This window comes from Parageobacillus sp. G301 (genome assembly GCF_030268025.1).
Lineage (GTDB): Bacteria > Bacillota > Bacilli > Bacillales > Anoxybacillaceae > Parageobacillus_B > Parageobacillus_B toebii.
Genome location: NZ_BSDB01000002.1, coordinates 848,305 through 873,214, shown reverse-complemented (window position 1 = coordinate 873,214; position 24,910 = coordinate 848,305). Strand labels below are relative to the sequence as shown.

The 24,910-nt window shown below is 44.0% G+C and carries 26 protein-coding genes, 3 pseudogenes and 2 other annotated features; of the genes and pseudogenes, 3 read left to right on the top strand and 26 right to left on the bottom strand.

Annotated features, from left to right (window positions below; genetic code table 11):
* Nucleotides 1-5: 5 nt before the first annotated feature.
* From QSJ37_RS13165 to QSJ37_RS13155, 3 genes and pseudogenes are all read right to left on the bottom strand, one after another.
* A complete protein-coding gene (locus tag QSJ37_RS13165) occupies nucleotides 6-3,128 on the bottom strand; it encodes an MMPL family transporter (RefSeq protein WP_285755547.1) in 3,123 nt (1,040 codons plus the stop codon).
* Nucleotides 3,125-3,577, bottom strand: a complete 453-nt coding sequence (locus QSJ37_RS13160) for a MarR family winged helix-turn-helix transcriptional regulator (RefSeq protein ID WP_285755545.1) — start codon at nucleotides 3,575-3,577, stop codon at nucleotides 3,125-3,127. Before QSJ37_RS13160 ends, QSJ37_RS13165 begins: the two co-directional genes overlap by 4 nt.
* A 358-nt stretch (nucleotides 3,578-3,935) precedes the next feature.
* Nucleotides 3,936-4,055 (bottom strand): annotated as a pseudogene (locus QSJ37_RS13155) (zinc ribbon domain-containing protein); the annotation flags it as partial.
* Here QSJ37_RS13155 and QSJ37_RS13150 point away from each other — a divergent pair.
* Nucleotides 4,054-4,179 (top strand): annotated as a pseudogene (locus QSJ37_RS13150) (IS982 family transposase); the annotation flags it as partial. The pseudogenes QSJ37_RS13155 and QSJ37_RS13150 overlap by 2 nt on opposite strands.
* Nucleotides 4,180-4,260: 81 nt before the next feature.
* Here QSJ37_RS13150 and QSJ37_RS13145 read toward each other — a convergent pair.
* The 12 genes from QSJ37_RS13145 to QSJ37_RS13090 form a co-directional block, all read right to left on the bottom strand.
* Nucleotides 4,261-5,157: a DUF4097 family beta strand repeat-containing protein gene (locus QSJ37_RS13145; RefSeq protein ID WP_285756133.1), complete on the bottom strand. Its 897-nt coding sequence runs from the start codon at nucleotides 5,155-5,157 to the stop codon at nucleotides 4,261-4,263.
* A 215-nt stretch (nucleotides 5,158-5,372) separates the two neighbouring features.
* Nucleotides 5,373-5,525 carry a hypothetical protein gene (locus tag QSJ37_RS13140; protein WP_285755544.1) on the bottom strand — a complete coding sequence of 51 codons (153 nt, stop codon included), beginning with the start codon at nucleotides 5,523-5,525 and terminating at the stop codon, nucleotides 5,373-5,375.
* A gap of 7 nt (nucleotides 5,526-5,532) precedes the next feature.
* A complete protein-coding gene (locus QSJ37_RS13135) occupies nucleotides 5,533-6,051 on the bottom strand; it encodes a DUF5946 family protein (RefSeq protein ID WP_285755543.1) in 519 nt (172 codons plus the stop codon).
* Between the two features lie 106 nt (nucleotides 6,052-6,157).
* Nucleotides 6,158-7,105: an ABC transporter permease gene (locus QSJ37_RS13130; protein ID WP_285755541.1), complete on the bottom strand. Its 948-nt coding sequence runs from the start codon at nucleotides 7,103-7,105 to the stop codon at nucleotides 6,158-6,160.
* Nucleotides 7,098-8,012: an ABC transporter ATP-binding protein gene (locus tag QSJ37_RS13125; RefSeq protein WP_285755540.1), complete on the bottom strand. Its 915-nt coding sequence runs from the start codon at nucleotides 8,010-8,012 to the stop codon at nucleotides 7,098-7,100. The genes QSJ37_RS13130 and QSJ37_RS13125 overlap by 8 nt, the downstream gene beginning before the upstream one ends.
* The gene (locus QSJ37_RS13120) at nucleotides 8,009-8,713 is read right to left on the bottom strand and encodes an ABC transporter ATP-binding protein (protein ID WP_285755538.1); all 705 of its coding nucleotides are present in this window, start codon (nucleotides 8,711-8,713) and stop codon (nucleotides 8,009-8,011) included. Before QSJ37_RS13120 ends, QSJ37_RS13125 begins: the two co-directional genes overlap by 4 nt.
* On the bottom strand, nucleotides 8,710-9,090 hold the full coding sequence (locus tag QSJ37_RS13115) for a GntR family transcriptional regulator (protein ID WP_285755537.1): 381 nt from the start codon (nucleotides 9,088-9,090) through the stop codon (nucleotides 8,710-8,712). The genes QSJ37_RS13120 and QSJ37_RS13115 overlap by 4 nt, the downstream gene beginning before the upstream one ends.
* Nucleotides 9,091-9,095: 5 nt before the next feature.
* Entirely contained in the window at nucleotides 9,096-9,878 is a 783-nt protein-coding gene (locus QSJ37_RS13110; RefSeq protein WP_285755536.1) for a hypothetical protein, read from the bottom strand.
* 245 nt (nucleotides 9,879-10,123) lie between these two features.
* Nucleotides 10,124-12,538 (bottom strand): phenylalanine--tRNA ligase subunit beta, encoded by a 2,415-nt coding sequence (pheT, locus tag QSJ37_RS13105; RefSeq protein ID WP_285755535.1) that lies wholly within the window; start codon nucleotides 12,536-12,538, stop codon nucleotides 10,124-10,126.
* A gap of 16 nt (nucleotides 12,539-12,554) precedes the next feature.
* The gene (gene pheS, locus QSJ37_RS13100) at nucleotides 12,555-13,589 is read right to left on the bottom strand and encodes a phenylalanine--tRNA ligase subunit alpha (RefSeq protein ID WP_285755534.1); all 1,035 of its coding nucleotides are present in this window, start codon (nucleotides 13,587-13,589) and stop codon (nucleotides 12,555-12,557) included.
* Nucleotides 13,549-13,698: a hypothetical protein gene (locus QSJ37_RS13095; RefSeq protein WP_285755532.1), complete on the bottom strand. Its 150-nt coding sequence runs from the start codon at nucleotides 13,696-13,698 to the stop codon at nucleotides 13,549-13,551. Before QSJ37_RS13095 ends, pheS begins: the two co-directional genes overlap by 41 nt.
* Before the next feature lie 33 nt (nucleotides 13,699-13,731).
* Nucleotides 13,732-13,968: a binding site (T-box leader), on the bottom strand.
* Between the two features lie 119 nt (nucleotides 13,969-14,087).
* Nucleotides 14,088-14,852: a TrmH family RNA methyltransferase gene (locus QSJ37_RS13090; protein ID WP_285755531.1), complete on the bottom strand. Its 765-nt coding sequence runs from the start codon at nucleotides 14,850-14,852 to the stop codon at nucleotides 14,088-14,090.
* Between the two features lie 97 nt (nucleotides 14,853-14,949).
* On the opposite strand from QSJ37_RS13090, the gene sspI reads away from it, so the two are divergent.
* Nucleotides 14,950-15,165 (top strand): small acid-soluble spore protein SspI, encoded by a 216-nt coding sequence (gene sspI / locus QSJ37_RS13085; RefSeq protein ID WP_166910656.1) that lies wholly within the window; start codon nucleotides 14,950-14,952, stop codon nucleotides 15,163-15,165.
* Nucleotides 15,166-15,199: 34 nt separating this feature from the next.
* Here the strand turns inward: sspI and QSJ37_RS13080 are convergent, their stop codons facing one another.
* From QSJ37_RS13080 to QSJ37_RS13070, 3 genes and pseudogenes are all read right to left on the bottom strand, one after another.
* A complete protein-coding gene (locus QSJ37_RS13080; RefSeq protein ID WP_285755528.1) occupies nucleotides 15,200-16,120 on the bottom strand; it encodes a pseudouridine-5'-phosphate glycosidase in 921 nt (306 codons plus the stop codon).
* A gap of 3 nt (nucleotides 16,121-16,123) precedes the next feature.
* Complete coding sequence (locus tag QSJ37_RS13075; RefSeq protein WP_483313612.1) at nucleotides 16,124-16,351, bottom strand: carbohydrate kinase family protein; 228 nt, start codon at nucleotides 16,349-16,351, stop codon at nucleotides 16,124-16,126.
* Nucleotides 16,352-16,390: 39 nt separating this feature from the next.
* A pseudogene (locus tag QSJ37_RS13070) lies at nucleotides 16,391-16,976 on the bottom strand (IS1634 family transposase); the annotation flags it as partial.
* A 98-nt stretch (nucleotides 16,977-17,074) separates the two neighbouring features.
* Between QSJ37_RS13070 and QSJ37_RS13065 the strand changes: the two are divergent.
* Entirely contained in the window at nucleotides 17,075-17,848 is a 774-nt protein-coding gene (locus tag QSJ37_RS13065; protein WP_285755527.1) for a DUF2935 domain-containing protein, read from the top strand.
* 394 nt (nucleotides 17,849-18,242) lie between these two features.
* On the opposite strand, the gene QSJ37_RS13060 is transcribed toward QSJ37_RS13065, so the two are convergent.
* The 8 genes from QSJ37_RS13060 to thrS all read right to left on the bottom strand — a co-directional run bounded on the left by QSJ37_RS13060 (nucleotide 18,243) and on the right by thrS (nucleotide 24,574).
* Nucleotides 18,243-19,016 (bottom strand): class I SAM-dependent methyltransferase, encoded by a 774-nt coding sequence (locus tag QSJ37_RS13060; RefSeq protein WP_285756131.1) that lies wholly within the window; start codon nucleotides 19,014-19,016, stop codon nucleotides 18,243-18,245.
* 136 nt (nucleotides 19,017-19,152) lie between these two features.
* Complete coding sequence (locus QSJ37_RS13055) at nucleotides 19,153-20,238, bottom strand: M42 family metallopeptidase (protein WP_285755526.1); 1,086 nt, start codon at nucleotides 20,236-20,238, stop codon at nucleotides 19,153-19,155.
* A gap of 66 nt (nucleotides 20,239-20,304) precedes the next feature.
* Nucleotides 20,305-20,790 carry a dUTP diphosphatase gene (locus QSJ37_RS13050; RefSeq protein ID WP_285755525.1) on the bottom strand — a complete coding sequence of 162 codons (486 nt, stop codon included), beginning with the start codon at nucleotides 20,788-20,790 and terminating at the stop codon, nucleotides 20,305-20,307.
* 12 nt (nucleotides 20,791-20,802) lie between these two features.
* Nucleotides 20,803-21,054, bottom strand: a complete 252-nt coding sequence (locus tag QSJ37_RS13045) for a DUF1294 domain-containing protein (RefSeq protein WP_374719976.1) — start codon at nucleotides 21,052-21,054, stop codon at nucleotides 20,803-20,805.
* 64 nt (nucleotides 21,055-21,118) lie between these two features.
* Nucleotides 21,119-21,475 carry a 50S ribosomal protein L20 gene (gene rplT, locus QSJ37_RS13040; RefSeq protein WP_062679218.1) on the bottom strand — a complete coding sequence of 119 codons (357 nt, stop codon included), beginning with the start codon at nucleotides 21,473-21,475 and terminating at the stop codon, nucleotides 21,119-21,121.
* A 25-nt stretch (nucleotides 21,476-21,500) separates the two neighbouring features.
* A complete protein-coding gene (gene rpmI / locus QSJ37_RS13035) occupies nucleotides 21,501-21,701 on the bottom strand; it encodes a 50S ribosomal protein L35 (RefSeq protein ID WP_003248690.1) in 201 nt (66 codons plus the stop codon).
* A 21-nt stretch (nucleotides 21,702-21,722) separates the two neighbouring features.
* Nucleotides 21,723-22,295 (bottom strand): translation initiation factor IF-3, encoded by a 573-nt coding sequence (gene infC, locus QSJ37_RS13030; protein ID WP_285755524.1) that lies wholly within the window; start codon nucleotides 22,293-22,295, stop codon nucleotides 21,723-21,725.
* A 43-nt stretch (nucleotides 22,296-22,338) separates the two neighbouring features.
* Nucleotides 22,339-22,472, bottom strand: a sequence feature (ribosomal protein L20 leader region).
* A gap of 167 nt (nucleotides 22,473-22,639) precedes the next feature.
* Nucleotides 22,640-24,574, bottom strand: coding sequence for a threonine--tRNA ligase (gene thrS / locus QSJ37_RS13025; protein WP_285755522.1), 1,935 nt, complete (start codon nucleotides 24,572-24,574; stop codon nucleotides 22,640-22,642).
* Nucleotides 24,575-24,910: the final 336 nt, after the last annotated feature.

Here is a 24,910-nt window from a genome sequence, read left to right as displayed (position 1 = left end):
CGCCTTTACTTCATAAACGGCCACCAGTTTGCCTTGCCAAATGTTTTAACCATCACCGGCACGAACAGCGGCAGTACAACAAGCGCGTATAAAATTAATCCAGTCAGCACAATCGTCGCGATTTGCAAGAGCGACAAGACGCCGGACGGATACATCGCCGCAAACGTCCCGCCTAAAATAACAGCGGCCGAAATAATAACCGTTCCCATATTGCGCATCGCCAACAGCATCGCTTCCTGCACCGGTTTGTCACGATATTCGTTGAAGCGGTCCATCAAGAAAATGCTGTAGTCGATGCCAAGCGCGATTAAGATGACAAACGCGAAAAACGATACCGCCCAGTTCAAACCGGCGTAGCCAAGCCCATTGACAAAAATAAGCTCGGTTACCGCCATCGATGTGTAGTACGTCAAAATAAGCGATAAAATTAAATACATCGGCATAATCAACGAACGAAGCAAAACGATTAAAATAAGCGCAATGCCGGCAAGCATCAACACAACGGTGCGGGAGTAGTCATTCGACGAAATCGTGTGCAAATCGGAATAAATGCTCGTCACTCCGCCAACGGCAACTTTTGCATTTTCGAGTTTCGTATCTTTCACCGCACGCTCAACTGCTTGTTTAATATCATCGATTTTGTTCAACGCCGATGTGGAATACGGGTTTTCATCGAAAATCACATCAAACGTCACGACTTTTTTGTCTTTGGACATATACGCATCTTGCGCTTTGGCAAATTCTTTGCTCTCAAGCACTTGTTTCGGCAAATACCAGCCTGTCATTTCTTTGTTTGGCGAAGACGCAAGCTCGGATAAATAGCTTTCTGCGGAACCTAGGCCTTTCGATACTTTCCGAAGACCGTCGGCACTTTGATCAAGCCCTGTAATTAATTGACTCATTTGCCCGTCTAATTGGGAAAATCCTCGCAGCAGCTGTTCTTGCCCAGCGTTCACTTCGCTTAATCCATTCGACAGCTGCGGAAGACGCCCGATTACTTGACGCTGTCCATTTGCTGCTTTATCCATCCCTTTTTGCAGCTCGTCAAGCCCGGCGATCAGTTTGGTCATCCCATCAATCAACGCTTTTTGGCCGCTGATAAGCTGCACAAACGAGCCGTTCGCTTGACGGACTCCAGCGCTTGCCTGTTTGAGTGCGGTATTTAATTGCGTAAAACCTGCAGTCATTTGCTGGGATCGTTGCGCTAATCCCGCTGCAATCATTTTTGTTCGCTGATATTCCGGATCCTGTTGCAGCTCTGGATGTGTTTGCTCTATATGATTCAACGATGCGCTCACCGAGGATAATTGCTCCGATAAGGCGTTCATGCCGTCTTGCAGTTGTTCATACTGGCTGATAAGCGAAGAGAGGCCGGCGCCCGCCTTTTCATATCCTTGCAGCAACTGTTCAGCGCCTCGCTTTAACTTTTTCGCATTATCCTTGATTGTTGCCAATCCTTTTTTGATTTCGCCAGCTCCCATCGAACCGCTGCGAATGCCTTGTTCAATTTGCGCAAGTCCTTTTTGGAGGTCGCTAACACCCATTTTGAGCCGCTTCGTTCCTGATGCAAGCTCTTCCATACCGTTTGTCGCTTGTTTTAATTTTGGCGCGGATGCGGAAAGCTGTTTGCTCGCTTGACTTAGTCCAGAGCTGATTTTCTCAATCCCTTCTTTTCCTTGTCCAAGACCATCTTTTAAGCTTTTCGCTTGCTCGGTGACAAACAATTGTTCAATTGGCTCCCCAGTCGGGCGTGTAACAGAACGCACTTTGTCGATACCATCGATTTTTTCGACTTCACGGCTGATTTTTTCAATAAGGGCAAAATATTCTTGCGAGTTCATCGCTTCATCGTTTTTCATGACGATTTGCGTTGGCATCGCTTCACCAGGATTAAAATTTTTAGCGATAATATTGAACGCTTTAACAGACGCATAGTCGTCACCAATTTCTTCAAGGGAATCAAATGACAAATCCCCATCATACGTTGCCAACACCGGAACGGTAATAACCGCAACGATGCCTAACGCAATGAGCGGTCTGGCAAACGCAAACCGTCCCGCGGCATCCCATAAGCGGCTTTGTTTATGCTCTAAATTTCCTTTCGCCGGCCAAAACAGATTTGGACCAAGCACCGCCATAAAAAACGGCACCAACGTCATCAGCGCAACAAGGAGCACCGCTACCCCAACCGCCACCGCAGCAGCTGATTGATACAACTTAAACGTTGATAATCCAATTGCGGCAAACCCGATCATCACTGCAATTCCGCTGAACAATACCGTTTTTCCAGCGGTGCGGTACGTGGCGACAATCGCATCCGTGCGGTTTTCGTGCTGCGAAAGTTCTTCCTTAAACCGGCTTAACAGCAAAATACAATAGTCCGTTCCGATTCCAAACAGCACGGCAACTAAAAAGATTTGCGTAAACGTAGAGAGCGGAAAATTTACATGATCCACGAGAAAAGCGACAATCGACTGCGACACTAAATACGTCATCCCGACGGTGACAAGCGGAATGAGTGGCGCGACAAACGAACGGAACACGACAAGCAACACCACTAAAATAAACACAACCGTAATGCCTTCCGTCTTTTTCAACCCTTTCTGCGAGCTGACGACAACGTCTTCGTCAATCATCCAGCCACCCGTGTAATAATGTTCGACAGAAATGTCATCAATCGCTTTGTAAAGCGCCTTGCTTATTTCTTTCGCGCTTCTTCCGTTCCGCTCCAGCTTCACGGACGTTAAAATCGTCGTGCCATCTTTAGAAACAAGTTGATCTTTCAATTCCTTTTCTTTAAACGGGGAGATAATCTCGGTAATTCCGAGTTTCTCTTTTTGCGCTTCCAACTGTTTAACGGCGCGCTCCGCTTCCTTCCAATCGCTGGCCGTCAGCCCTCCTTTGCGGTAAAACACAAGTGCTGTTGACAGTTCGCTTCCTTTGTTCTCCTTCTTTTGCACTTCGTTTAAAATATCCATCGCAAGCGAAGACGAGTAGCCTTTTGGCACGTTAAGCTGCCCTTTCTCGCGGACAAGATCGGCCATGTTCGGCGCCGTCACAATAAGGACGGCAGCTGCGACAATCCACGCCAACAGTACGAACCACTTTCCTTTGACGATTCCTCTCACGATGTTCCCTCCATCTCTTGCAAAATGCATGCAAGCTTTTCATACGTTTGAATAAACATTTCAATTTCCCTCTCCGAAAATTTGGTTATGAACGACTCGACTAATTTATGAATTTTTTCTTCCGTTTCCGTAATCCATTCATTCCCTCGTTCCGTCAGCGTCAAATAAACAACCCTGCGGTCATTTTGATCGCGCATGCGCTGAATCAAACCTTTTTTGACAAGGCGGTTCGTCATCGCCGTAATCGCGCTTTTGTTTACTCCAAACATGGACGCAAGTTCGGTTGATGTGCATTTTGCTTTCTTTTTTATGTAGCGAAGCAGGTAATATTGGTCGTTTGTCATATCCTCATCAAGCTCGCACTTCACGAGCGCCGCTGCTTTTTTCATCACGATAAAGGAAACAGATAAATATCGTTCTACTAAATCATGAATGTTTCTATACCGCAAGATATCACTCCTCTTTGTGGAAAATAGTTTAATTATTTAACTATTAAACAATGTAACAATCTCCTAGAAAAAAAGTCAACTGAGAGATTTTCTTTTTTTTCGAAGAAAGAATGATATTATAATGAAGGAGTATTTTGGTTCGAAGACGGGTTTTTCAAAAAAGAGAGGCATTTGGGCAACAGTTAACGTCGTTCGTTTTTTCTGACTTAACCGTTGAAGTTAATTCTATATTTTTCCAATCCGAATAGAAGCATTGGAACGAAGTGTACGAAGTTTTTGTTTTGCTTCTTCAATCGAATTCTTGACCACTCCCCATGCCTAAAGGTAATCCCTTCTACCGAAGAGAAATGGATCAAGCTCAATCCGCCGGTCTAGCGGTGAAAAGTCTTATACCTTCTTGCAAGATGTTTCTGGCTGCATTTATGTCCCTGTCATGATGCGCACCACAATTCGGGCCTATCCACTCCCGTAAGTTTAAAGTAATAGAACAATGGATGCGTCAAAAGCGTAAAATCGAGGAAACCACCTTTTCGGTCCTTGTGCATGTATTTCATCTCACTTCGATCCGTGCTAACAGTGTCGAAGGTTTTGAAACTGCATGAGACAGTAACAGTATTTTATTGGCTTATAAGTTTTTGTCCTTGGCGCTCGTTGAACAATAAAGTTCAACGAGCGCCAAAGGTTTATTTAGATGATGAAAAGTTAAAATTTCCTGATTCCGATATAATTTTAACGCTTGTACGGCCAGAACCTACCATTCCTTGAACATGGTTTTCTTTTTGGATCGTGTATTTAAAATTGTCTATATTTATAAAAGACACTTCGCCAGTATGGCTAGAGAAGTCTAATTTAATATCATCAGGTTTCTCCTTAGAATTTAAATATATGTCTCCACTATTTGTTTGTATATTTATGGAGTTCTTAATTTTTTCGCTATTGATATTTATATCTCCAGAACTACTCTCTACATATAGCATTTGTGTATTCACATTTGATATCATCATATCACCTGAACTAGTTTTCATCTTACTATTTCCGGCAATACTTTTATCTATAACAATATCTCCAGAAGATGTTTTAAGTAATAAATCATTTTTTGCTGTGGTGCCACTCATGTTAATCGTCCCTGATTTTGTATGAATATCTATAGATCGGCAATTAATATCTTTTATCTTAATATCCCCAGATAGAGAACTAACTATCAAGTTAGCCAATTGAATAGGTACAAATATTTTAAGTTCTAGCTCAGATCGATTTCCCGAAATTTTAAAAGAATCTTTATATTTTGCTTCTACTTTTAATCTCCCATGATCTAATTTAGAAGAAAAATGTATATCTTTTTTATTTCCAACTTCCCCAGTTAGATACAATTTAATATTTTCCTTATTGTTTTGAACAATGACATGTGTGTTAATTGAATTGGTATCAACCTTTAAAGAGCTAATCTTAATCGCCTCAACGATTTTTTGCTCATTGATATGATAACTTTTTTCACTAGCTGTAGAATATTTATACCATGTAACTATCGAACCAATACAACCCACAAGAATTAACAAAACAACTATTCCCATCTTTTTCATCTTCACGCTTCACTTCCTAACAAATATAAGTTCCTAATTTGACTAATTTTCGGTTTATATCAAGCAATAACGATTAAAATTTATGTTAAATATTTACAACTTCTTCAACTAACCTGCTCCGTTTGTATAGTAAGAAGGGGGGCCTCACAACAACTCCTTTTGTTTCGCTCTTGCATCCAGTTAGCTTGTTACTTCAAATTTTTATGGAAATCAATTTATTCATCCACATCATAATCTGATTCATAATAATCTTGATGTTGAATATTAATAATAAAAATCGACTTTCCTCCTGTAATAACATTGAAACGCTTAATCCCGTTATAGCAAACCGCAGCCATGTGACTGTTCCGATAATGCCGTAAATGCAAATAAGCTTCACCTATGGAGCCATTGATGGCAGATCGTTCTGACCCAATCATGGTAGTGTTCCCAGCTCTTCCAGACCTCTTCTGCCCAAGCTTTAAGCATCTCGTCTCTTTTCTTGCCTGGTTCCGCACGCAACACATCGAATACCGTCAGCGAATATGTTTGATGAGGTGGTTCGAAGCGAGGCCAATCGTGCCGCCGCTTGGCCAATTTCATGTGTGCTTTCTGGACTTGTTTTCCTGTGTATCCGCATTCAACGGATAAATATAAGCCGACAAGCGCAAATGCTGTTGTGATGCTGCGCGTCACTCCTCCTGAATGTTGCGCGCCGTAGGCGTCGACGGCTAGTTGATGGATGAAGTCAGGATCATTTTTTGACATGTTATATACGGTTAATTCTCCGTAAAGCTGCCAGCACTCACCAGATGCGTGATATCGGTCGCAAGGCTCTAAATTTTTACTGGGAAGTTTCCGTTTGCATCCTGGGGACTCTACAAGAAGATTTCCCATTCGAAAGTACCTCCGCACGCTCCTTTTCATTTTACAAAATAAAAATGTATCTCCTTGGAAGCCACACACCACGATAAAAAACAAAGGCCAAGATAGGATCGTTTCCAGAAACGAATAGGACCGATTACGCTGCAATATCGCGTTTTCGGAAAATAAACCATGTAAGTGCGTTAAATATAACAAAGTAAACAAGCAGCATCATAATGGAAAATGTCATCGTCATTCCTTCGACAAGCGGCGTTCCATCAATATATTGCGCTAAGTTTGTATTGGCAAATAATAAATATTTTGCCCATTCAAATTTCATGGCAAGAAACACCGTAATCTGCGGACCAACAAACAGAGCAAAAGTCGCCAGTCCAATCGCAAGCGAGTGATTGCGAAACACCGCGGATATCATAAACGCAAAGGTCGTCATCATGACAAGATCAACGCAATTAAGTGCGTATACTTGCATCACATAGAGAAGCATGTTTTTCTCAACAACCGCTCCGTTTTGGTACGCTAAATATGGTTCGCGGATGTTTTCGATTCCGAAAACGACCGCGGCGATGACGGACGAGAAAATAAACAGCAATAAAAGCATACAAAGCGCAAACAACAGGGCGGCGATGTATTTCGCAAGCAAAATTTTCGTGCGGCTGGCGGGACGAATAAGAAGCAGTTTGATCGTTCCCCACGAAAATTCACTGGCCACGCTTCCTGCCGCCACAATAATCGTAAACAGCGTGATCAGCGCAATAATATCGGCCGAATTCACTAAATACCCCCAGAACGTATTAGATGATACAGGTTTTATATTATGCTCTAGGCGATATTCATTAATTTTCAGCTGCTGTTCGAGATGATTTTTATACATTTTCGGCACCTTTTCCTCAGAAAGCTGGGCTTCCATTTCCTTTATCTCCGAGGCAACCTCCGCCTTCCAATTTTTCGGTTCTTTATATGTCGCTTTTATAATCAACGCTCCCGCCAATGTCGACAAGGCAAGAAGCCCGATCATAAACCATGTGCCAATCCTGCGGTAAATTTTCATATTTTCGTTTTGAATTAATGAAAGAATGCTAGGCAATTTCATTCCCTCCCGTTATTTCTAAAAATCTTTCTTCCAACGATTTCGTAAGAACTTGAATGCCATATACTTTGATATTTTCTGATACTAAGGCGGCATTCAAGCTTGGTATTTCCTCGTAATCGAGAGAAACTTCGATTCCTTGCTTCACCGGTGTGATGTTCATATGAGGATAGATGTTTTTGATTACGGTTAGCGCTTGTTCCGCCGGCTCTACGGTAAGCAGCACCTTTTGAGCTTGTTTGGACAGCTCTTGAACCGATTCAATTCCTACTAATCTTCCATGTTGAATAATCGCAAAGCGGTCGCACATCATTTCCATTTCCGACAGAAGATGGCTTGAAACGATGATCCCCAGCCCTTCTTCTTTCGCCAGCTTGCGCAAGTAGTCGCGGATTTCGCGGATGCCGGCGGGATCGAGCCCGTTTGTCGGTTCATCCAAAATAAGCAAAGAAGGCCGATGAAGCAATGCCTGCGCCAGTCCTAGCCGCTGCCTCATGCCGAGCGAATATGTCTTCACTTTGTCATGAATTCGTTTTTCCAAGCCGACTAGCTTGACAACCTCGTTGATGCGCTCTTTGGTGACCCCTTTTGTCATGCGCGCATAATGTAGCAGATTTTGGTATCCGGTTAAAAATTTATACATCTCCGGATTTTCGACAATAGCGCCGACATGCTGGATCGCTTTTTCAAAGTCTTTTTGAATACTGATTCCATTAATCAGCACATCGCCGCTGGTAATTCCCATCAGTCCGACAATCATGCGAATCGTTGTTGTTTTTCCGGCGCCGTTCGGCCCAAGAAATCCAAACACTTCCCCTGGAAATACCTCGAGCGACAAATCATGGATAATCGTTTTCTTGCCAATATCTTTTCTGACATTTTTCAATTGCAAAAGCGGATTCATCGTCGTTCCTCTCCCTTATAAATTTTTTTCAGCCGGTTTACTACACTGTCGCGGCTTGTTTCTCTTAATTCATCGACGCGGACGCACTCCGCCACTTTTCCATCACGGAGGAAAATCGCCTCATCCAGCAATGGTTCGACTTCATCGATTTTATGCGTCGTCATCACAATCGTCTGCCGTTCTAGATCGACAAATGAAATCAGTCCTTTGACAATGGATTCGCGCACCATCGGATCAAGGCCGGACAGCGGTTCATCCATCAATAAAATCGGCGCTTCCCGCGCTAACGTAAAAGCGATTTTCGCGCGGCCGCGTCCACCTTTGGACAGCTGTCTTAATTTTTTATCAGGCTGGATTTCCATGAACTCTAAAATGTCATACGCTTTTTCTGTGCGGAAATCGCTAAATTGCGAAGCGTAAAACTCCAGCATATCCTGAACCGTAAAGCTGTCATAATAGACGTCCAATTCCGATAAATACGCGACTTTGCTGGTGATGTTTCTCGTTACTTCCATTCCATCCACCAGCACTTTTCCTTTCGTAGGAAAAACTAATCCGGCAATCAATTTCAAAAAAGTCGATTTGCCGCTGCCGTTTGCGCCAAGGACGCCGATGATTTTTCCTTTTTCTAAACTTAGCGATACATCATCTAATGCGATGACATTACCGTATTTTTTTGTGACATGCTCGAATTCAATCATTGTTTCTCTCCATCCTCTCCCCTGCTGAAATCTTTTAGCGAAGCTATAATGTCATTCATCGTAAATCCAATCTCTGTCATGTTCCGTATAAAATCAGCCACAATATCCCGCTTTAGCTGTTCACGCAACCGTTCGATGACTTCCACATTTTCCGTGACAAACGTTCCTTGACCGCGCCGCGTTTCCACAATCCCCATCCTTTCGAGCTCACTATATGTGCGCTGGATCGTATTCGGGTTTACTCCTGTTTGTACAGCCATCTCCCGCACAGACGGCAATTTATCTCCCGCCTTCCATTCGTTTCGTACAATCTTTTTATTTATTTTTTCCATTATTTGTATATAAATTGGCTTCGTTGTATCAAACTCCTCCGTCACGATGCTTACACCTCAACTTTTCTGTCAATTAACCAAATGGAAACGCTAAATAGGAGGGCAGCCATAATACCGTAAAAAACGATTGCTCCTACTGGCATCGTTCCCATCTTTTCGATCATTATCCAACCCTCTGTTGCATTGTATTTGAACGCAGCCCTCGGCATCGCTACTTTTCCCCATCCCGTTAGCCATTCGTATACGTTTGTTTTCATAAACAACGAAAATAGCCAGCCAAACAGAAAATAAATAAGCGTAACGATCACCCCCGAGAGTTTTGAAACCATTTGTTTACAGATGAGGTGAATCACCCAATAAAACAAACACAAGACCGCCAGATGGATAGATAGCAGCACAATAGACAGAACCGCCAGCATACCGCTTTGGATAAAAAGCTCATGATTCCACATTTCCTCATTAAAATACCTCTCTTTTATTTCAAGCGACGCAATATAGGTAAATAGCGCTGAAACAAACAGGGAAACAAGCAGGCTGCCAAACGCGATGAGCAGTTTGGCGCTTACCAATCGAAATACCGGCTGCGGGGTGTGAAGCCATAAATGAAGACGCTTCGCTTCTGTTTGCAAACTGAGAGCCATAAACATCAACATATAAAAAGCGTGCAGGCTTGTGACAATCAATGATGGAACGAACATCGCTATCGGCTCATCGTATTTCAGAGCCAATAAATATGCAACTATATTAACGGCGATCACGATTCCAACCGTAGTCCATATCCACAGTTTAGAGATGCGCCATTCTTTTTTTAATAAGCCAATCCACGGATTCATTCTTTCCCCTCCAGCAACAGTGAATTAGTGTTCTAGTTATATAGTACACTAGTTCAAAATGAAATGTCAACTAATGTCAACTAATTTTTTACAGCAACAAGCCCCATTTTCGCCTCTTCATTCGTAATACCATACCCGTTTGTTCAAGTATAAAACAGAAACGCTACCTTCGCTGCTATATGAAACTCCTCTCTTTACAAAAAACCCCCATCTTATGCTTCTGCATAAAATGGGGGATTCGTTTTTTATCCGCGCAATGTCGCGCCGAATCGCTGTTCCACTGCTTGAATCACTTTTTCGTGAACGGCGGTTACTTCTTCGTCTGTTAATGTACGTTCCGGATCGTAATAACGGAGCGAGAAGGCGATCGATTTTTTGCCGTCTGGGAGGCGGTCACCCTGGTAGACGTCGAAAATGGATACTTCTTTTAATAGCTCGCCGCCCGCTTCGATAATCGCTTTTTGCAGCTCGCCGGCGACGACGTTTTCATCGACGACAAGGGCGATATCGCGGGTGATCGACGGGAAGCGCGGAATCGGCGAGTAGCGGATGTCCTCGACTTCCACGTTTAACAAGTCGGTCAAGGCAAGTTCAAAGACATATGTTTCTTTTAAATCATATTCTTTTTGCACGACCGGATGGAGCTGACCAACAAACCCAATCGTCTTGCCATCCAGCAAAATATCAGCAGTGCGTCCCGGATGCATATGCTCGCGTTTTGCTTGTTTATATTCAATGCGGTTCGTTAAGCCTAGCAATTCGAACAATCCGTCTAAAATGCCCTTGACTACATAGAAATCAACCGCTTTTTTCTCACCTTGCCATAAGTGGGCGTGCCATACGCCTGTTAAGACTCCGGCAAGACGCTCTTTTTCACTTGGCAGTTCATTCTCGCCATTTGCAAGATACACCGCGCCTGTTTCATAGACGGCGACGTTTTCGACTTGGCGTGCGCGGTTATAGCTCGCTACTTCCAACAGATGAGGCAGCAAGCTTTGACGAAGGACGCTTCGTTCTTCGCTCATCGGCAGCGCCAAGCGGATCGGTTCCGCCGTTTCTAACGCGAACATCGTCGCTTTTTCCTCGCTTGTCAGAGAGTACGTAATCGCTTGGAACAGGCCAACGTCTTCTAAGTAACGGCGCACTTGCCGGCGTTTTGCTTGATAAGGCGTCAATTTGCCCGGTTTTGCTTCCGCGACTGGCAAGGTTGCCGGCAGACGGTCATAGCCGTACAATCTCGCTACTTCTTCAATAATATCTTCTTCAATCGAAATATCCCGACGGCGTGACGGCACGGTAATCGTAAACGTTCCGTTATCTTCGGTAAACACAAATTGCAAGTTCGTTAAAATCGTTGCGACTTCGTCTTTCGTAATCATCGTGCCGAGCACGCGGTTAATGCGGTCCAACGTAATGGTGACCGTCACTTCTTTCTCTTTTAACGTATTGACTTCAACAACGCCGCCAACCACTTCACCGCCAGCGTACTCTGCCATTAACGCGGCGGCGCGGTCGAGTGCTTCTTTTGTCCGTGCCGGGTCAATGCCTTTTTCAAAGCGCGTGCTTGCTTCACTGCGCAAGCCGTGATCTTTCGATGCTTTGCGAATGACAGGGCTCGTGAAATAAGCCGATTCGATAAACACCGTTGTAGTGTCGTCTCGTACTTCGGAATTCGCGCCGCCCATGACGCCAGCCAACGCCACTGGCTCCGTGCCGTTTGTAATCACAAGGTGGTCTTCCGTTAACGTACGCTTCGTATCATCCAACGTGACAATTGTTTCGCCTGCTTTCGCGCGGCGGACAACAATCTCCTTCGAACCGAGACGGTCATAGTCAAACGCATGAAGCGGCTGGCCGTACTCAAGCAAAATGTAGTTCGTAATATCGACAACATTGTTATGCGGACGGATTCCTGCCGCCATCAGGCGCGTTTGCATCCAAAGCGGCGACGGGCCGATTTTCACGTTTTTCACAATGCGTCCTGCATATAATGGATTGTCTTCCGGCGCATCGACGCGCACAGAAATATAATCATGGACATTTTCGTTATTTTCTTGAAGCTCAATGGTTGGAAGTTTCACGTCTCTCCCTAAAATCGCCGCCACTTCATATGCGACGCCAATCATGCTTAAGCAATCGGCGCGGTTTGGCGTAAGTCCAAGTTCTAACACTTCATCGTCTAAATTTAATAATTCCAATACATCGGCGCCAACCGGTGCGTCGCTTGGAAAGACGAAAATGCCATCAGCGTACTCTTTCGGAACTAATTTTGATTCAACACCGAGCTCTTGCAAGGAACAAATCATGCCGTTTGATTCTTCTCCGCGCAGTTTTGCCCGTTTAATTTTCAAATTGCCTGGCAAAACCGCACCGACTTTAGCAACCGCTACTTTTTGCCCTTTGGCAACATTCGGGGCGCCACAAATAATTTGCACCGGCTCGCCTTCTCCGATATCGACGAGACATTTGCTTAATTTATCGGCGTTTGGATGTTGTTCGCGCTCAAGCACATGTCCAACGACAACGCCTTTTGCCCCTTTATTCAATACTTCCACACTTTCGACTTCAATGCCGCTTTTGGTGATGAGGTCGGCTAGTTCTTTTGCCGTTATTCCCGTAAGATCTACATATTCTTGCAGCCATTTATAAGAAACAAACATCGGTCAAGCCTCCCTTTTACACACGATGGAATTGTTGTAAGAAACGGATGTCATTTTGATAGAAATGGCGGATGTCATCAATGCCGTATTTGAGCATCGCGATGCGCTCTGGTCCCATACCAAACGCGAAACCAGTATATTTTTTCGAATCAAATCCGGCCATTTCTAATACGTTTGGATGAACCATGCCGGCACCTAAAATTTCAATCCATCCTGTCCCTTTACATACGCTACAGCCATGTCCGCCGCAATGGAAACAAGATACATCGACTTCAACTGACGGCTCAGTGAATGGGAAAAAGCTTGGACGGAAACGGATTTCGCGGCCTTCGCCAAACATTTTGCGGGCAAACTCGCGCAACGTTCCTTTCAGGTCGCTCATGCGAATGTTTTCATCGACAACAAGCCCTTCGATTTGCGTAAATTGATGCGAGTGAGTCGCGTCATCATTGTCGCGGCGGTACACTTTTCCCGGGCAGATGATTTTCACCGGACCGCGCCCTTGATGTTTTTCCATCGTGCGCGCTTGCACCGGTGACGTATGAGTACGAAGCAAAATTTCTTCGGTAATATAGAACGAATCTTGCATATCGCGCGCCGGATGGCCTTTTGGCAAGTTCAACGCTTCAAAATTGTAGTAGTCTTTCTCGACTTCCGGCCCTTCGGCAATCGTATAGCCCATGCCAATGAACAAGTCTTCGATTTCTTCAATGACGCGCGTAAGCGGATGATGATTGCCTCTTCTGACCGGGCGGCCTGGAAGCGTGACATCAATCGCTTCCGCTGCTAATTTTTTCTCAACTTCCTCTTGTTCGAGCTTTGCTTGCTTTGCTTCTAGCGCGCTTTGAATCGCTTGCCGTACTTCATTGGCAAGCGCGCCTATTACCGGACGCTCTTCTGGCGATAATGACCCCATGCCGCGAAGCACTTCGGTAATCGGGCCTTTTTTGCCAAGATAAGCGACGCGCACCTCATTAAGTGCTTTCAAGTCATTCGCTTGTTCAATTTTTTCAAGCGCTTCTTGTTGAAGCTGCTGCAACCGTTCTTTCATAAGAAAACTCCTCCTTTTCTTCACTCAAATAAACGAAATGCTCTTCTACTGCCCATGCTTGATGCTCATGAAGCAACACTTTTGGAATATCTTTACGTGAAATCCACACTAGTATGTTCCATAAAAAAACTCGCCCCTTGCCATAAGGGACGAGTGCACTCGCGGTACCACCCTTGTTAACAGCGCAAAAAGGCGCTGTTCGCTTCATTGTGATAACGGCATAGGCCGGAACACCTTTACATTCCGCAAGCGCGGAATGGTCCCGGTGTCAACTCCAGAGGTGAATTCACTTGCTTCTACCATAAAAACGCTCCCAGTCTACGGCGTTTTCTCCCTGGATGGCGAGTGGCAAGCTACTCTTCTCTTTCATCGTTGTTTTCTATATTTCCCTATTTTTATATTATCTTTATATCCCATATGTTCAGATAAATAATGCTGTATTATATTATAAGCAAACGGCGAACATCGCGCAACACACACAATCTATATGAAAACAGCCTATGCTTTTGCGTCCCGTAAATGATAAAGCAAAATCCCGGCAGCGACGGCAACGTTTAACGACTCGGCCTGTCCATAAATCGGAATGTATAAATTTTTCGTCGTCATTTGCAGCAATTCCTTATGAACTCCGCTTCCTTCATTGCCGACAAGCAAAGCAAACGGACGCGCCGGCTCAATATGGCGATAATCTTCCCCATTTTCCAACGCTGTTCCGTAAATCGCGACATTTTTTTCGCGCAGACGCTCGATCCATTCCCAGAGATTTCCGCGAATAATCGGCAGATGGAAAAGCGACCCTTGGGTAGCGCGGATAACTTTCGGATTGTATAGATCAGCGCATCCTTCACCAAGAATCACCGCATCCATTCCCGCCGCATCAGCGGTGCGGATCATTGTGCCTATGTTGCCTGGGTCTTGCACGGCGTCAATCAGAAGCACATTCGCACGCGTCCAGTCCATATCATCATAAGAAAACTGTTCGCATACGGCGGCGATGCCTTGCGGCGTTTCCGTGGCGCTGATCGCTTTCATCACGTCTTCTGTAACGATGGCCATCGGGATGCCGCTCACATCCCAGCTTGCCGGAATCACTTTATTCTCGTCAACAATCAATTGGATAATGGATATGTTGCTTTTCAACGCTTCTTCCACTAAATGAAACCCTTCGATAAGAAAATGCCCTGTTTTATCTCGTTCCTTTTTTGTCAGGAGCTTTTTCCATTGCTTCACTTGCGGATTTTTTACCGACTCAATTCGTTTCAATGCTGATTCTCCTTTACGTTTTGCGTATCCATATACATAATAAACGAAATTCACGTAAAAAATAAGCATGTAACTACATAATAGTGAGGTGAAAGAGATGGATTTAAACTTGCGCCATGCAGTTATACAAAATGTGGCCAACAACACGAAGGAGCAATTGGAAGATACAATTGTTGATGCGATTCAGCGTGGAGAGGAAAAATATTTGCCGGGGCTCGGCGTCCTCTTTGAAGAGATTTGGAAACATTCGAGCGAGCAACAAAAAGAGGAAATGCTTACAACACTGGAACAAGCAGTCAAACAACATGCATAAAAGGGAAGCTTTTTCGCTTCCCTTTCCTATTCAATCAAAAAGAACTGGATAAGCTGGCAGCAATTTTCGCGGCAAGGGCTGCGTTGTTTTTGACTAAGGCGATATTTGCTTCAAGGCTTTTTCCGCCTGTTAATGTTTTGACTTTGTCGAGCAAGAAAGGCGTCACCGCTTTTCCGGCAATTTGTTTTTCTTCTGCTTCTTTAAGGGCTTCCTCAATGATCGAATTAATGTATGACTCTTCTAGTTCTTCTTCTTTTGGAATCGGATTGGCAATAATCAGCCCGCCGTTCAGGCCAAGTTCCCATTTTGTTGCGATTAATTTCGCAATTTCTTCTGGTGTATCGATACGGTAATTCACTTTGAACGGACTTGTGCTCGAATAAAAGGCTGGCAATATGTCCGTACCGTAGCCGATAACAGGAACGCCGTTTGTTTCAAGATATTCCAGCGTCAATCCCAGGTCTAAAATCGATTTGGCTCCGGCACATACAACAGCCACATTCGTGTGTGCCAGTTCCTGCAAGTCCGCGGAAATGTCCATTGTTCGTTCGGCGCCGCGATGAACACCGCCGATTCCGCCGGTGGCAAACACTTTAATGCCGGCCATATTCGCGCAAATCATAGTCGCCGCTACCGTTGTCGCTCCGTGTTTTTTCATGGCAATGACATATGGCAAATCTCTCCGGCTTACTTTTTCGATTTCTTTGTTTGTCCCTAAAAATTCTAGCTCCCCTTCATTGACACCGATTTTAATCTTTCCATCCAAGATGGCGATCGTCGCAGGAGCAGCGCCGTTTTCGCGGATGAGCTGTTCCACTTCCTTGGCCGTCTCCACATTTTGCGGATACGGCATGCCGTGGGAAATAATAGTCGATTCCAAAGCCACGACCGGTTTATTTTCTTTCATTGCTTTTGCGACTTCTTCCGAGAAAACAAGCACGTCTTTTAAGTTCATCAATTAAACCTCCCAAGAAAAATATTGCGCGTATGTTTGCTTTAATAGCTGTTCATTCAAGTTGGAACAAACGGTTTCTTTCGTTTGCAGTGTAATGATGGAGCAGCATATTCCCAGCTGGCATGCCGTGACAAGCGGTTTCCCGTTATGGATGCCGTATAAAAAGCCGGAAATAAACGCATCTCCCGCACCGGTAACGTCGATGACTTCTATTTTCGGAGCAGGAAGCACTCCATGCTCTCCTTTTTTGTTTTTCAATATAATTCCCTTTTCCCCTTGCGTAATGTCATCGGACGTACGGATAAGATATTTGCCATCATACTTTTCGGCTTCACGGACCGCCTGTTTGTCGATGCGAAGCGTTCCGTCTTTCAATTGGCGCAAATATTTTCCGTAGGAAGGATGGGAACGCAAACGGCAGGTAATTTTCTTCAGACGAAAATCCCCGATCCATGGCACTGATCACACGCCCGAGCTTCCAGCCAATTAAATCTTTTTTCACTTGTTTGATGACCGTCATGTCCATCGTATTCCCTGGCCATACCCAAGCCCGAATCGGGATTCCTTCCCGTGTCACGGCGAGTCCGATGACAATTTGCAAAAGATCCGGGCGCTTATCCTTTGAAAATCCCTGCTTTCAAAAGCTCTCCTCTTCCGGCGTTTCGGACGTGTCGATTTCGAAATAGGAAGAGGTCGTATCAAAATAAAGCAGATCGACTTCTAGATTCAATAAATCGGCAACGGCGTGGAATACTTGATGCTCCAATTCCGATTGCACGGTCAATAACTCATCCATCGCCCGATAAAGCTGGTGGCTGGCCACCTGAGGAAGGTTCGGGATGTGCACTTCTTTTTTTTGGCAACGAGGGTGTACCAGTGTCAGATAACATGGGCATAAGCGGCAAATGTCTTACATATCATTAGATTAGTTATTAACAAGAATGAGGTGAGACAATGTCCTATACTGATCATTATGAAAGAGACATCTATGGGATAATAGCTTTCTGGGTACAAAACAATTTTGATCACGGTCGATTTTTCGATAGGGAAATAAGCCATTATGAACTGGAACTAGCCCGTACGAACCAGTATATGATTCAGCGTTTAGGTTCAATATTGGAAAAAGCAAAATCAAAAAAAACGGATGTTGGAATTTTGATTGATGAAGCTAAACATGCTACACGTGAATTTCACAGTTTACTCACCTATACAATGGATAAAGCTTTACGCTGTGAAGTCATTATTTCAACACCGCAATCACTTCTCGACCACATGATACGGGAAGCAGAAGAAACTATATCAGTCTTTAAATTAATACAAAGTGGTAAACAGGTTTCACCTGCGGACGCAACCCTGCATGAAAACTATTTTTGGTTGAGGCAGATGGCTGATCATCTTCGCTTTATAAGCCACTATTTAGATCCATCAAATTATGAACTTCATGATAGAGTAAGAGAAATGACAAAAAAATTTGATAACCTTTTTCTCCAAGCAAATGCACTAACAACAATGATACGCCGTCCACGTAATGAGGTATTACCGGTTTTACACAGCTTTAACCAAATGGTTATTAAAGAAGCTAAAGCTCTCGAAACATTTAAATTGGAATTAGACGATCTAATCAAACAATGTGCTGCTGTTACAACTTCACCGCCAGATTTATTAGAACATATTGCCAGGGAAGCGCATCACTTATGGAGAAACTTGGAGGAGCAGGTTATATTATAATGCATAGCTGAGTTTAAATTCGTATGCATAAAATAAGAAAATAAAAAATATTAGCGGAGGAAGGTTTCTATGTTTAGAACAAATACATCTAGAAAATTCCAACCAGAAGTGGTTAACATAGAAGACCTTGTTCCCCAAGATCACTTGCTTAGAAAAATAAATGAAACCATCGATTTTTCGTTTATCGCGGAAAAGTGCCGTCCGTTGTTGTTGCTGCTATTGTCTGTAGTTTTATAGGGACATTTGTTTGTGTTATAGCTGCTGTAAAAATAAGAAAAAATAAAAAAGCTAGGACATATTAGAAATTTTGAAGTGACATTTCATAATAAAAAAAGCGTGTCAAAACTGTTGCCAGTTTGCACGCTATTTTTCATGTAAATTGACTTTTTGCGCCTCAAAACAGAACCGTTTTCTCCTTCACCGCTATCATTCGAATCCGTTTATAATCCACAATCCATACGCCATCTTTCCATAGGTATGCCTTTAATCGTGATTTGATCTTCTGATAAACCAATGTTTTCTCGTCCAATTCGAAATCAGCAAAAAAGGCACCAGCAAAGCCCTCGAGCCAGTGATCTAATCCTTGATCGCCATCAGGTAAAGGGGTAGGGCGATCAAAATGGATGGCATAGATCACACGAAATCCGTGCTTTTCAAGCAAACTGCTATATTCCCCAATACTCGGAAAATACCATGGGTTTCTTTCTTTTGCATCAATGCCATAGTTTGTGAACAAAACCTCTTCTATTGTTTTCACAATAGCGTCCACGTTTCCTTTTCCGCCAAATTCAACAACCAACCGTCCCCCCTCTCGCAAGGCGAGAGCCATCGATTGCACAACACTTTCAGCCCGCTTCATCCAATGCAAAGCGGCATTGGAGAAAATAGCGTCATAGCGTTCTTCGGTTCGAAATGATTCGCCATTATCTGCAAGAAAAGAAAGATGTGGATATTTTTTTCGTGCTTTTTCGATCATATCAGGGGATACATCCATCCCGACAACTTTGGCTCCCAGTTTTGCAATTTCATTTGTAAGATCTCCTGTTCCGCATCCTAAATCAAGAATTTTTTCTCCTTGTTTCGGATCTAGCATCTCTACTAAACTTTTTCCTAACTCAGACACAAACGATAACTTTTCATCATATGCATCCGCATTCCATACATTCACAGAAACCAATTTCTCTTCCCCCTAAGTTTGTTATGCTAATATATGTTTTTTCATTCCCGCATCTCTATCTTTCACTTCTGTAATCCCTTCGCTAAAAAGAAAAGCCGACATTGATTTGCCGGCTTTTCTTCGCTGATCATTCGAATGTAATTTGTTTAACTTTTTCCGCGTCTAAACGCTTGATGACTTCGACAAGCAGTTTCACGGTATTTTCATAGTCATCGCGGTGCAAAATCGCAGCATGAGAATGGATGTAGCGCGTTGGAATCGCAATCGTCAGCGATGGAACTCCGCTTGCCGTCAAATGGATTGCGCCGGCGTCCGTCCCGCCGCCTGGCATTGCATCAAAATGATACGGAATGTCGAGTTCTTCGGCAACATCGATGACAAATTCGCGCAAACCGCGATGCGACACCATTGTTGCGTCGTATAAGACGATGTGCGGTCCTGCACCAAGCTTGCCCATCGCTTCTTTTTCTGAAACCCCTGGCGTATCGCCGGCAATGCCGACGTCCACAGCAAAAGCGATATCCGGCTGAATGGAATGCGCCGCTGTTCTCGCTCCGCGCAAACCAACTTCTTCTTGCACCGTTCCAACACCGTACACGACGTTTGGATGACCCGTTTCCTTCAGTTGTTTTAACACGTCGATCGCAACCGCACAGCCGATGCGGTTGTCCCATGCTTTCGCAAGCAGCATTTTTTCGTTATTCAACACGGTAAATTCAAAATACGGAACGATCGAATCACCCGGGCGAACGCCCCATTCCATTGCTTCTTCACGGCTTGTCGCTCCGATGTCGATGAACATATCTTTGATTTCAACCGGTTTTTTTCGCGCTTCCGGAGGCAAAATATGCGGCGGCTTCGAGCCAATCACACCTGTAATTTCGCCTTTTTTCGTTAAAATCGTCACGCGTTGAGCAAGCATCACTTGTCCCCACCAGCCGCCCAATGTTTGAAAGCGGATAAATCCTTTCTCATCGATTTGCGTCACCATGAAACCAACTTCGTCTAAATGCCCAGCGACCATAATTTTCGGGCTGTCGCTATCGCCTTTCTTTTTCGCAATCAAACTGCCAAGGCCGTCTGTCGTTACTTCATCGGCATAAGGAGCTATGTACTTTTTCATCACTTCGCGAGCTTCCCGTTCGTTTCCTGGAACGGCTTTCGCGTCCGTCAATTCTTTGAGCATCGTTAATGTTTCATCTAGCTTTGCCATTATGAAACCCCTTTCCTTTTTCATCCTCATTATTATACACGAAACAACAGGAATGTACAAAATTGGTTAATAATTCTGATTTTGCCGCTCATGATTAACTTGATTTTTTTGTTTATAGGCTTTTTCGATTTCTCCCATAGAAAAGCCTAGCTGTCCGCCAAGCAGCAAATACTCGGTAAACAGTCGGTTATAGCTTTGCCGTGATTTCGTTTTTCTAAACTCATCCGCCGCTCGAAAAACAACGAGAAATTGCTCGACAAGCGGCAAAGTAGCCAATTGCGGCGGAATCTCGGAATATAGAAAATCACTCTCCAAGCCGAGCGATAAAATAAAATGAAGGCCATCGACGTATTCTTCCAGCACTTTTTCTCGCGGAGACGGCGGCTTCACACTCCAAAATTTGAAACAGCGCGTTTCATTCGCAAGTTCGCCAATTTCGACAAGTAAAGCAAGTATTTTTTTATCAAACAAATCTTCCTCCTGTAATCCGTGTTGCGCTTCAATGCGCTCATCCAACTGCCGCTGCAGCGAGTAAAGTGACGATAAATCCATATTTTTCTCCTCCTATAAGTAAAAAATAATGCATGTCATTGCTTCGATGGCGGCAATAAGCGGCAATCCGTAACGAAAGGAACGGTGTTTCGTTTTGTGGCGGAACAAACGCATGCCAGCCGTTGTGCCGATCGCACCGCCAATGATAGAAATGAACCAGATCGTACTTTCGGCAATGCGCCATTTTCGATGTTTCGCTTTATATTTGTCAGCTGCCATGATGAAAAAACCGATGAGATTGATGAACACAATATATTGTACCATGTTGATTTCCTTTCTATGAAAAAATGACCATCCCCATAAACGAGAATGGCCATTGCTTCATTCATTATTGAAGTTTGCTTTTTGCAAGTTCTGCAAGTTGTGCAAACGCTGCTTGGTCGTTTACCGCCAAGTCCGCTAACATTTTGCGGTTTACTTCTACACCCGCTAATTTCAAACCGTGCATAAAACGGCTGTACGAAAGACCGTGCATGCGTGCGGCTGCGTTGATACGCGTAATCCAAAGTTTGCGGAAATCGCGTTTCCGTTGACGACGGTCGCGATACGCGTACATTAACGATTTCATTACTTGTTGGTTTGCGACTCTATATAAAGCATGTTTCGCTCCGAAATAACCTTTTGCTAATTTCAGCACTTTTTTGCGACGTCTGCGCGTTACCGTTCCACCTTTAACACGTGGCATATATATTCCCTCCTATATGTCTCCATTATTTCAAGTTGTCAAGCAATTGACGAATGCGTTTAAAGTCGCCAGGAGATACAAGCGTTGCTTTGCGAAGTTTACGTTTTTGTTTTTGCGTTTTGCTTGCAAATAAGTGGCTTGTATAAGCATGACCGCGTTTTAATTTACCAGTACCAGTCTTTTTAAAACGCTTTGCAGCGCCACGATGAGTTTTCATTTTTGGCATAGGGTGTTCCTCCTCACTCGATTATTTGTCATTTTTCGGTGCCAGTACTAAAAACATGCTGCGTCCATCCATTTTTGGCGCAGTTTCGACAACGCCGATATCCGAACACGCTTCGGAGAATCGCTCTAATACGCGTTGACCGATTTCTTTATGCGTAATCGCCCGTCCTTTAAAGCGAATCGTCGCTTTTACTTTGTCGCCTTTTTCAAGGAACTTGCGCGCGTTGCGGAGCTTTGTATTGAAGTCGTGCTCCTCAATCGTTGGACTTAAGCGAATCTCTTTGACGTTGATTACTTTTTGTTTTTTACGCGCTTCTTTTTCTTTCTTTTGCTGTTCAAAGCGGAATTTGCCGTAATCCATGATGCGGCATACCGGCGGTTTCGCATTTGGTGCTACAAGAACCAAATCAAGATTTAACCTTGCAGCAATTTCAAGCGCCTCTTGTCGAGATTTAATTCCTAATTGTTCACCATTTGGATCAATTAAACGGACTTCGCGTGCACGAATATTTTCATTAATAATAAAATCTTTGCTAATAACCAGCCACCTCCAAGGTTTTTTCCGAATTACTTGTTTGTCGCATCGCACACCCAACTTGAGCGGTTCCGGAAAAACAGCCGATCATCAGCCTTTTCCTGCTAACAAAAAAGTGTGGATGCATACGACACCCACACTACTTACGTTCGAAAACAATATCGCGAACCGTAACGACCTGTCAACAGCCATGCCGGCGTCAACCAGGTGAGAAGCGGGGTGCTTCTGCTTTAGTCACAAACAAGTATTCTATTCACTCTATACAATATATCACCTTGGAAGTGGCATGTCAAGGCGCTTTTCTTGATTGACAAACAACGTCTTTCATTATAGCGAATCATTGGCAGTTTGGCAAGTGAAAATGCGAAAACCGTGAAGAAAGAACTTCACGGTTTTCGTGTTGCCTAGTTTCGACGCACTTCCTCTTTCAGAGCGGCAATAAAATCGTCGAGAGACATGGTTTCGCTTTTTTGCTCGCCGTATTTACGGACGTTGACGGCGTTTTCTGCCATTTCTTTGTCACCGACGACAAGCATGTAAGGGATTTTTTGAATTTGCGCTTCACGAATTTTGTAGCCAATTTTTTCATCGCGTTCGTCGACTTCAACGCGGAATCCTTTCGATTGCAACGCTTCTTTCACTTTATAAGCGTAGTCGAGATGCGCTGCTGGCGACACAGGGATCACTTCGACTTGCACTGGAGCAAGCCAAGTTGGGAACGCGCCTTTATATTCTTCAATCAGAAACGCGACGAAACGTTCCATCGTAGAAACAACCCCGCGATGGATGACAACCGGGCGATGCGGTTTGCCGTCTTCGCCGATGTATGTTAAATCAAAGCGTTCCGGCAATAAGAAGTCAAGCTGCACCGTTGACAATGTTTCGTCTTTTCCAAGCGCTGTGCGCACTTGCACGTCTAATTTCGGACCATAAAACGCCGCTTCTCCTTCGGCTTCATAATACTCTAATCCCAATTCATCCATTGCTTCACGCAGCATGTTTTGCGCTTTTTCCCACATTTCATCATCATCGTAATATTTTTCTTTATCATGTGGATCTCGGTAAGAAAGCCGGAACGAATATTCATCCAAGCCAAAGTCTTTGTATACTTCTAAAATTAAGTTAACGACGCGTTTGAACTCATCTTTAATTTGGTCTGGACGCACAAAAATGTGAGCGTCGTTTAATGTCATGCCCCGGACGCGCTGCAAGCCGGAAAGCGCTCCAGACATTTCATAGCGATGCATCGTTCCAAGTTCGGCGATGCGAATTGGAAGCTCCCGATAGCTATGAATCTTGTTTTTATAAATCATCATATGATGCGGACAGTTCATTGGGCGCAGCACAAGCTGTTCGTTGTCCATTTCCATCGGCGGGAACATGTTGTCTTTGTAATGATCCCAGTGGCCAGAAGTTTTATATAATTCGACGCTGCCAAGCACTGGTGTATAAACATGTTGATAACCTAATTCAATTTCTTTGTCCACAATATACCGTTCGATAATGCGGCGAATCGTTGCCCCTTTTGGCAGCCAAAGCGGCAGCCCTTGTCCGACTTTTTGCGAAGTCATAAACAATTCAAGCTCTTTTCCTAATTTGCGATGATCGCGCTCTTTTGCTTCTTGCAACTGGCGAAGATATTCATCTAAATCTTCTTTTTTGAAGAACGCCGTTCCGTAAATGCGCTGCAGCATTTTATTATTGCTGTCTCCGCGCCAGTACGCTCCTGAGATGTTCAACAACTTAAACTCTTTAATTTTTCCTGTCGACGGAACGTGGACACCGCGGCAAAGATCAAAAAATTCGCCTTGTTCGTAAATGGAGATCGTTTCTCCTTCTGGAATATCGTTAATTAATTCTAGTTTTAAATCATCGCCAATTTCTTCGTAAAGGCGAATCGCTTCTTCGCGGCTCACTTCTTTCCGGACAATTTCCAAGTTTTCTTTCACAATTTTCCGCATTTCTTGTTCAATTTTCGGCAAGTCTTCCGGCGTTAACGATTCTTCCATATCGATATCGTAATAGAAACCATTTTCAATGACCGGACCTACGCCAAGTTTTACATTTTTATACAGCCGCTTAATCGCTTGGGCCATTAAATGGGCAGTACTATGGCGCAAAATGTCCAGCGCTTCTGGCATATCTTGCGTAATGATCGAAATCGATCCATCTTCCTGAATCGGAGTGCGCAAATCAATAAAACGATCGTTTAGTTTACCGGCAATCGCTTTTTTCTTTAATCCCGGGCTAATCGATGCAGCGATTTGTTCTGTCGTTGTTCCTTTTGGAAACTCCTTTACCGCTCCATCAGGGAATGTAATGCGAATCATTTCCGACATACACTTTTCCTCCTTCTTTCGTGTTGAAAATAAAAAAACTCCTCCCTCAACAAAGGGACGAGTTTGTTTCGTGGTTCCACCCTTCTTCCCACCGCCGGCAAAAAAGACATACCTCACCTATGGCGATGGCTCGAATAGAATAACGGTCATACCGTCGACAATTACTAGACCTACGTCGTTCACTGCCGCAGCTCCGAGGTGGTAAGTGTATTTCTCGTGTTAGGAAGGTTGCAGCCGATGCCTTCCCTCTCTGGAAACCGTAAAAATACACCCGTGTCCTCATCATCACTTTTCCGGATTTCTTTTATGTACGTTATTATAGAATGAGCATAGAAA